We start from the raw sequence: 7,547 nt of genomic DNA on the forward strand, positions 1-7,547 counted from the left end.
GAAGCCGGCGGCCATCCACATGACCAGTGCCCCGCAGATCAAAAAGTAGAAGGTATCGATTGCATACTGCAATTCGAAGATATTGTTTTCCATGGCGTGGGGTTTCCCTCGAAATTTAAGGCGTTAAGCGGGCGCGGCTTAAAGCGCGTCCTTGCCCGTTTCGCCGGTGCGGATACGGATGGCCTGTTCCAGCTCGGTGACGAAGATCTTGCCGTCGCCGATCTTGCCGGTATGGGCCGCCTTGGAGATTGCTTCCACGGCCGATTCGAGTTCGGACTCCTCGATCGCGACTTCGATCTTCACCTTGGGTAGAAAATCGACCACGTATTCAGCACCGCGGTAGAGTTCCGTATGGCCTTTCTGACGTCCGAAACCCTTGACCTCGGTCACGGTGATGCCTTGCACACCGACCTCGGAAAGCGCTTCGCGGACCTCATCGAGCTTGAACGGCTTGATTACGGCTGCGATTAATTTCATATGACCTGCTCCTGTCATGCGGTATCGCACGCCCCGTTGCCTCGCATTCAAGCATTCGGGACGTGCAGGCGAGAGATTGCGAACCGGTCTAAGCACTCACCGTGCCAAGGCATTAAAAACAGTCGGTTAGGGGCGTATTCGAGGACTTGTTCAACGGCCGTTGACGGGCCGTGAATGCATCGCACCAAAAAAGTGCAAGGCGCTTTTGCGTCGGGCGGGCGTTCGCGTCATGCTGTTGTTTTAAACATCAAGGTCGTCTTAGCCGCTTATGCGCTCTATCGAAGATATCGCTGCCCGTCTCGCCCAGGCTCTGCCGCCCCAGGTGGCGCCGCTGCGCGACGAATTGCACGCCAATTTCCGTACGATTCTTCAGGGTCAGCTGGCGCGACTCGATCTGGTGCCGCGCGAGGAATTCGAAGCCGCGCGTGAAATGCTCGCGCATACGCGCCGCAAGCTCGACGCGCTGGAAACGCAAGTGGCCGCGCTGGAAGCCGAACGCGACAACGCCGCCGGCCGCTAGCGCCCACGGTGGCCCTGGCGACGGTACACAGCCGAGCTCAGACCGGCCTGGAAGCGCCGGCGGTGACGGTCGAGGTCGACCTGGCCGGTGGGCTGCCCGCGCTGGCGATCGTTGGCCTGCCGGAAACCGAGGTCAAGGAAAGCAAGGACCGCGTACGCGCGGCGATTGTCAACAGCGGCTACGAGTTTCCGACCCGCCGGATAACGGTCAACCTCGCGCCCGCGGATCTGCCCAAGGAGGGCGGGCGTTTCGACCTGGCGATCGCGCTGGGCATACTCGCTGCCTCGGGCCAGATTCCGGGCGAGAGCGTGTCCGGCTACGAATTCCTGGGCGAGTTGTCGCTATCCGGTGCGCTGCGCGGCGTACGCGGGGCGTTGCCCGCGGCGCTGGCCGCAAACCAGGCCCAGCGGGTGCTCGTCGTACCCGAGGACAACGGCCCGGAAGCCGCGCTGGCAGCCCCGGACGGGGCGTTTGCGGCGGCCCATTTGGCGGACGTGGCCGCCAGCCTCGCCGGCGACGAGGCGCTCTGGCATCGCCCGCAGCCGGCAGCCGGGCATACGCCCTCGATACATGAAGACATGGCCGACGTGCGCGGCCAGCAGCAGGCCAAGCGGGCCCTTGAAATCGCGGCGGCCGGCGGGCACTCGCTGCTGCTGATCGGCCCGCCGGGGGCGGGCAAGACCATGCTGGCCTGCCGGCTGCCGGGCCTGCTGCCGGCCATGACCCAGGAACAGGCAATGCAAAGCGCGGCCGTGGCCTCGATCGCGCCCGGCGGCTTTTCTCCGGAAAACTGGGGCCGCCGTCCGTTTCGTGCCCCGCACCATACCGCCTCGGGCGTGGCGTTGGTGGGCGGCGGCTCCACCCCGCGCCCGGGCGAAATCACGCTTGCCCACAACGGCGTGCTGTTTCTCGACGAACTGCCCGAATTCGATCGGCGCGTACTGGAAGTGCTGCGCGAGCCGCTCGAATCCGGGCATATCGTGATCTCCAGAGCCGCGCGTCAGGCCGAATTTCCGGCGGCGTTTCAGCTGATTGCCGCGATGAATCCTTGCCCCTGCGGTTACTTCGGCGATGCCTCGGGCCGCTGTAACTGCACGCCAGAGCGTATTTCACGCTATCGCGATCGCATTTCCGGCCCCTTGCTGGATCGCATCGACATGCATCTCAATGTAGCGCCCGTCGGCCGCGATGTGCTCATGGGTGGTGCGCAGGCCGAGCGCGCAGAAAGCAGCACCGAGGTGCGCGAGCGGGTCGTCGCTGCCCGCCAGCAGGCGGCTGCACGGGGCCACGGCCCGAATGCGTGCCTACGGCCGGCCGATATCGATACGTATTGCCTGCTCGAAAAAAGTGCGCGCTCTATTTTGGAGCAGGCGATCGCTAGGTTGGGGCTGTCGGCCCGGGCCTATCACCGTATTCTGCGCGTTGCGCGCACCATCGCCGATCTCGCCGGCGCCGACACCATCAACGCCGGCCACGTGGCCGAAGCCATCGGCTATCGACAGCTCGATCGAAACGCGACGTCCTGATTTTGTAATAAAAGTGTGATCTGGCCGGGCTCATGCCAGAGGCGCCCGCGTCCGATCGATAGGGCGCAGACGTATTGGCAAAGGTGTGGCCCGGGTTGAACGGTTGATCACGTCTGCCGGTTTGGCATGTCTCGTGCATCAACGGCCACTGTCCCGTTCAAGGCCTAGGCCGCGTTTGGGGTTTCTCGCTACGAGATTTTTTGCAAAGGGAGCAAAAACCGAGATGAAAAAACAACTTCTAATCGGCTGCGCGGCAGCGGTCGCGACCGTATCCAGCGCCAGCGCGATCGCCGCCGAAGCCAGTGCCAACGTGGCCTTCACCACCGACTATCGTTATCGCGGTGTGTCACAGACCGATCGCGACTTCGCGATTCAGGGCGGGTTCGATTATGCCCTCGACAGCGGCCTGTACATGGGCACCTGGGCGTCGAACGTCGACAACTTCAATCCCAGCCCGGTCACCGGCGACAACGGTGCCCAGGCCGAGATCGATTTCTATGTCGGCTACGGTCTCGCGCTGAGCGAACACTGGGCGCTCGATTTCAACGTCCTCTACTACTACTACCCGGGCGCAAGCACGGCCGGCGACAACAACGAAATCGACTTCTGGGAATACACGCCCGGTATCGCCTACAGCGACGACAACATGTCGGCGGCGTTCTCCGTGTCCTACAGCGACGATTTCTATAACGAATCCGGCGATGCCTTCTACTACAACGCCAGCTTCGAATTCCCGCTGGAAGAATGGCTGACGCTGGGCGCCCATGCCGGCTACCAGACCGTCGACGACAACGAGCTGTATTTCGAAGACTATGCGGACTGGTCGATCTCGCTGGGGACCACCCAGTTCGGCCTCGACTGGTCGGTCGCCTATGTCGATACCGACCTGGACGATGCCGCCTGCGGCGGTGCCAATATCTGTGGCGCGACCGCGGTGGGCACGATCAGCAAATCGTTCTAAACGCGTCTTGAGCGGCTGAACCAAGCCGGCCTTCGGGCCGGCTTTTTTGTGCCTGTCGATACGCGATCGACCGTCTGCGCACGTCGCGCTAGCTGCTAGACTCTGCCGCCCATGGCGACTCCCAAGCTCAACCCCCAACAGGACGCGGCGGTCCGTTATCTCGACGGCCCGTTGCTCGTGCTCGCCGGTGCCGGTTCGGGCAAAACCGGCGTCATTACCCGCAAGATCGCGCATCTAATCAGAAACGGTTATGCGGGCGACCGCATTGCGGCGGTGACCTTCACCAACAAGGCCGCCCGCGAGATGAAGCAGCGCGCCTCGAAGCTCATCGACGGCGATGCGGCCCGCGGGCTGACCGTCAGCACCTTTCACAGTCTCGGCCTGCAGATGATTCGTGCCGAGCATGCCGCGCTTGGCTACAAGCCGCGCTTTTCGATCTTCGATGCCGAAGACGCGGACAAGCTGCTGGCCGACCTGATTGGCAAGGATGCCGAGCTGCGCAAGACCGCGCGTTTTACCATCAGCGCGTGGAAATCGGCCTTGATGGATCCGGAGGCCGCCGCGGCGAGCGCGGCCGGTTCCGAACAGGCGATCGCACGGGCCTATGCCGAATATCAGCGTCGATTGAAGGCCTATAACGCGGTCGACTTCGACGATCTTCTCAGTCTGCCGGTGCAACTTCTGCGCGAGGACGCGGCCGCCCGTGAGCGCTGGCAGAATCGTTTTCGTTACCTGCTGGTGGACGAGTATCAGGACACCAACGCGGCCCAGTACGAATTGATGCGCCTGCTGGCCGGCGTGCGCGCGGCCTTTACCGTGGTGGGCGACGACGACCAGTCGATTTATGCCTGGCGCGGCGCGCGCCCCGGCAATATCGCCGATCTGTCGCGCGACTTTCCGCATTTGAAGGTCATCAAGCTCGAACAGAACTATCGCTCGGTGGGCAACGTGCTGTCGGCGGCGAACACGCTCATCTCCGCCAATGCCCGCGTGTACGAAAAGAATCTGTGGAGTGCGATGGGCGCGGGCGATCGTATCCGCGTGCTCGCCTGTGCCGACGAGGCAGGCGAGGCCGATCGCGTGGCCAGCGAAATCTCGTCGCACCGGCTGCGCACCGGCAACGCCTTCGGCGACTACGCCGTGCTCTATCGTGGCAATTTCCAGTCGCGCGCGTTCGAAAAAGCCATGCGTGAGCGCCAGATTCCGTATCGCGTCTCCGGTGGACGGTCGTTTTTCGAACGCAGTGAAATTCGCGACCTGGCTGCCTATCTCAAGTTGCTCGTCAACCCGGACGATGACGCCGCCTTCCTGCGGGTGGTGAATCTGCCACGTCGCGAAATCGGGCCGGCCACGCTGGAAGCCCTGGCCCGTTATGCCGGCAGTCGGCACCTGAGCCTGTTCGATGCCGCCCGCGGCGTGGGGCTGGCCGGCGGCGTGGGCGATCGCGCCGGCCGGCGGCTGGCCGAGTTCGTGGACTGGGCACGTTGTCTCGCGCGCGACGGCGAATCCATGCCCGCCAAGGAATTGGTGGTGCAGCTGATTTCCGATATCGGCTATCGCGACTGGCTGCGTGATACCGCTGCGAATACGCGCGCTGCCCGAAAACGCCTGGAGAACGTCGACGAATTTCTCGGCTGGCTCGGGCATATGGAAGAAAACAGCGACGGCACGCCGCGCGGGCTCGACGAAGTGGTGCGCCGGCTCAGCCTCATGGACTTTGCCAATCAGAGCGAAAAGGACATCGAAAACCAGGTGCATCTGCTTACCCTGCATGCCGCCAAGGGGCTGGAGTTCGACCACGTGTTTCTGGTCGGCATGGAAGAAGGGCTCTTGCCCCACCATGCCTGCATGGATGACGAAAAGATCGAAGAAGAACGCCGGCTGCTCTATGTCGGCATTACCCGCGCGCGCAAAACGCTGTCGTTGAGCTATGCACGCCAGCGCCGGCGCGGCGGCGAAAATACCGACAGCACCCCCAGCCGGTTTCTGGAAGAGCTGCCCAAGGACGAAATCGACTGGCCACAGGCACGCAAGCGCGACCCGAAAGCCGAAGCCGAACATGGCCGCAGCCAGCTCGCCGCGCTCAAGGCCATGCTGGGCGAAAACGCGGATTGAAACAGGGTGCGCCCGGCCCGACCGGGCGGCGTGCAGGATGGCTGTTGTCCCTGTTCAAAGGCCCAGATCGGTCAGCCCCGGGTGGTCGTCCGGCCGCCGTCCCTGGGGCCAGAAGAACAGTCGTTCATCCGGGCAAATCGGGCAGTCGTTGATGCTGGCGAGGCGGGTATGCATCAGGCCGGCGGCGTCGAACTGCCAGTTCTCGTTGCCATAGGCTCGATACCACTGGCCGGTATCGTCGCGATATTCATAGGCAAAGCGCACGGCGATGCGATCCTCGGCGTAGGCCCATAACGACTTGATGAGTCGATACTCCAGCTCGCGCTGCCATTTGCGCTGCAGAAAGGCGTGTATCGCATCGCGGCCGTTCAAGAATTCCACTCGATTACGCCAGCTGCTGTCGGGCGTATAGGCCAGCACGACGCGGCTGGGGTCGCGGCTGTTCCAGGCATCTTCAGCGAGGCGAACCTTGCGGGCAGCGCTGTCGGGATCGAACGGTGGTACGGGGGCTTTGACGGTCATGGCGGTCCTCGCGATGGGTAGACCGGTTTGTCTACATAAGCGAAGTCTGGCGCATGTAGACCGACCTGTCTACACTGTTCGAATGATCGAAGACATATCCGTCGAGGCCCACGCGCCACCGCGCCAGCGCATTCTCCAGGCCGCGCAGCGGCTGTTCTATCGCGACGGAATTCGGGCAACGGGCACCAACGCACTCATTGCCGAAGCTAGCGTGACCAAGGTCACCTTCTATCGCCATTTCGCCAGCAAGGATGCGCTGGTCGAGGCGTTTCTGCAGGCGCGACATGAGCGTTGGCTCGAGTGGTTTGTTCAGGCGCTCGCACGCTATGGCGGCAACCCAAAGGCAATCGCGCCGGCGCTCGGCGAGTGGCTGGCCGGCCCCGAGTTTCGTGGCTGTGCATTTCTCAACAGCGTGGGTGAATACGGCCAGGCGCTGGCCAGCGTGAATCGCGCGGCGCGCATGCACAAAAAGCAGATGATCGCGGCCGTGGCGAGCTGTCTGGGTAAACAGGATGCTGGCGCCCAGCCCAAAGCCAGCCAGATCGCGCTGGCGATCGATGGCGCGATCATGCGCGTGCAGAGCGGGGAGCCGGCGTTAGCGGTCGTCGCCGATCTTGACGCTTTGGTTCAATGCGTCGCCGGTATCGCCCCGTCCGCCAGCCAGGCATAAAAAAGCCGCCCCGTGGGGCGGCTTTTAACAACGCATAGCGCTGACGTTGAGCCGCTTAGGTCGCGCCGGCTTCGCTGAGGATGTGGTCCACGGCGTTATGCATTTCCTCTTCGGAAAGATCGGGGTTACCGCCCTTGGCCGGCATGCCCTTGTAGCCGTTGATCGCACGCGAGTAGAGCGTGTCCTTGCCCTGCTCATCGAGACGTTTCGTCCATTCCGCGGTGTCCGACGTCTTCGGCGCACCGGCCACCCCGGAGGTATGACAGGCCGAACAGACGTTGGCATACACTTCTTCGCCGGACATGGGCTCGCCGCCGCTGTCGTCGCCCGCGGCGGCAACCGACGTCGCGTTCGGATCGGTATTGACCGCATACACCGGTTCGGTTCGATCCTTCACGCGCGAGAGCTGTTCAGGGCGCATCTCGCCGCTGTCACCCGCGCCGGAAATCAGCCGCGCGCCCACAATGGCCGCGATCGTGATCAGGAACAGCGCGCCAAGTACGATGGTAAAAGCGCGAAAGAATGTCTGGTCGGTATTGGCGGTCATGGCAAGCTTTATGTTGCGTGGTCGAACGATGCGCGGAATCGCGCGCAGTATAACGGATTTTAGCGCTCACACGGATACGTGTACGCAACGAGGATGGACGCGGCGCCGGCGGGTGCGTATCCTTTGCGGCGCCGATGCGCCCGTAGCTCAGCTGGATAGAGTGTCGGCCTCCGAAGCCGAAGGTCGCAGGTTCGAATCCTGCCGGGCGC

At 63.2% G+C, this 7,547-nt stretch carries 8 protein-coding genes and 1 tRNA gene; 6 read left to right on the plus strand and 3 right to left on the minus strand.

What is annotated here, in order from left to right:
• Positions 1–138: 138 nt before the first annotated feature.
• Positions 139–477, minus strand: a complete 339-nt coding sequence (glnK, locus tag ABNU97_RS16355) for a P-II family nitrogen regulator (RefSeq protein WP_348767735.1) — start codon at positions 475–477, stop codon at positions 139–141.
• A 268-nt stretch (positions 478–745) separates the two neighbouring features.
• Here glnK and ABNU97_RS16360 point away from each other — a divergent pair, with 268 nt between their 5' ends.
• The 4 genes from ABNU97_RS16360 to ABNU97_RS16375 all read left to right on the plus strand — a co-directional run bounded on the left by ABNU97_RS16360 (position 746) and on the right by ABNU97_RS16375 (position 5,599).
• Positions 746–997 (plus strand): accessory factor UbiK family protein, encoded by a 252-nt coding sequence (locus ABNU97_RS16360; protein ID WP_348767736.1) that lies wholly within the window; start codon positions 746–748, stop codon positions 995–997.
• A gap of 8 nt (positions 998–1,005) precedes the next feature.
• A complete protein-coding gene (locus ABNU97_RS16365; RefSeq protein ID WP_348767737.1) occupies positions 1,006–2,523 on the plus strand; it encodes a YifB family Mg chelatase-like AAA ATPase in 1,518 nt (505 codons plus the stop codon).
• A gap of 223 nt (positions 2,524–2,746) precedes the next feature.
• Entirely contained in the window at positions 2,747–3,484 is a 738-nt protein-coding gene (locus ABNU97_RS16370; RefSeq protein ID WP_348767738.1) for a TorF family putative porin, read from the plus strand.
• Between the two features lie 111 nt (positions 3,485–3,595).
• Entirely contained in the window at positions 3,596–5,599 is a 2,004-nt protein-coding gene (locus ABNU97_RS16375) for a UvrD-helicase domain-containing protein (RefSeq protein WP_348767739.1), read from the plus strand.
• Between the two features lie 54 nt (positions 5,600–5,653).
• Here the strand turns inward: ABNU97_RS16375 and ABNU97_RS16380 are convergent, their stop codons facing one another.
• A complete protein-coding gene (locus ABNU97_RS16380; protein ID WP_348767740.1) occupies positions 5,654–6,121 on the minus strand; it encodes a nuclear transport factor 2 family protein in 468 nt (155 codons plus the stop codon).
• 82 nt (positions 6,122–6,203) lie between these two features.
• Here ABNU97_RS16380 and ABNU97_RS16385 point away from each other — a divergent pair, with 82 nt between their 5' ends.
• Positions 6,204–6,791, plus strand: a complete 588-nt coding sequence (locus tag ABNU97_RS16385) for a helix-turn-helix domain-containing protein (RefSeq protein WP_348767741.1) — start codon at positions 6,204–6,206, stop codon at positions 6,789–6,791.
• Positions 6,792–6,846: 55 nt separating this feature from the next.
• Here the strand turns inward: ABNU97_RS16385 and ABNU97_RS16390 are convergent, their stop codons facing one another.
• Complete coding sequence (locus ABNU97_RS16390; RefSeq protein ID WP_348767742.1) at positions 6,847–7,338, minus strand: c-type cytochrome; 492 nt, start codon at positions 7,336–7,338, stop codon at positions 6,847–6,849.
• 136 nt (positions 7,339–7,474) lie between these two features.
• Between ABNU97_RS16390 and ABNU97_RS16395 the strand changes: the two genes are divergently transcribed.
• A tRNA-Arg gene (locus ABNU97_RS16395) sits at positions 7,475–7,547 on the plus strand.

Origin of the sequence: uncultured Salinisphaera sp. (assembly GCF_964012375.1) — a bacterium.
Classification (GTDB): domain Bacteria; phylum Pseudomonadota; class Gammaproteobacteria; order Nevskiales; family Salinisphaeraceae; genus Salinisphaera.

Excerpts from the sequence above, each read along its gene's own strand:
- ABNU97_RS16375 (WP_348767739.1), top strand. The coding sequence starts at position 3,596 with ATGGCGACTCCCAAGCTCAACCCCCAACAGGACGCGGCGGTCCGTTAT.
- glnK (WP_348767735.1), bottom strand. The coding sequence starts at position 477 with ATGAAATTAATCGCAGCCGTAATCAAGCCGTTCAAGCTCGATGAGGTC.
- ABNU97_RS16360 (WP_348767736.1), top strand. The coding sequence starts at position 746 with ATGCGCTCTATCGAAGATATCGCTGCCCGTCTCGCCCAGGCTCTGCCG.
- ABNU97_RS16385 (WP_348767741.1), top strand. The coding sequence starts at position 6,204 with ATGATCGAAGACATATCCGTCGAGGCCCACGCGCCACCGCGCCAGCGC.
- ABNU97_RS16380 (WP_348767740.1), bottom strand. The coding sequence starts at position 6,121 with ATGACCGTCAAAGCCCCCGTACCACCGTTCGATCCCGACAGCGCTGCC.
- ABNU97_RS16370 (WP_348767738.1), top strand. The coding sequence starts at position 2,747 with ATGAAAAAACAACTTCTAATCGGCTGCGCGGCAGCGGTCGCGACCGTA.
- ABNU97_RS16390 (WP_348767742.1), bottom strand. The coding sequence starts at position 7,338 with ATGACCGCCAATACCGACCAGACATTCTTTCGCGCTTTTACCATCGTA.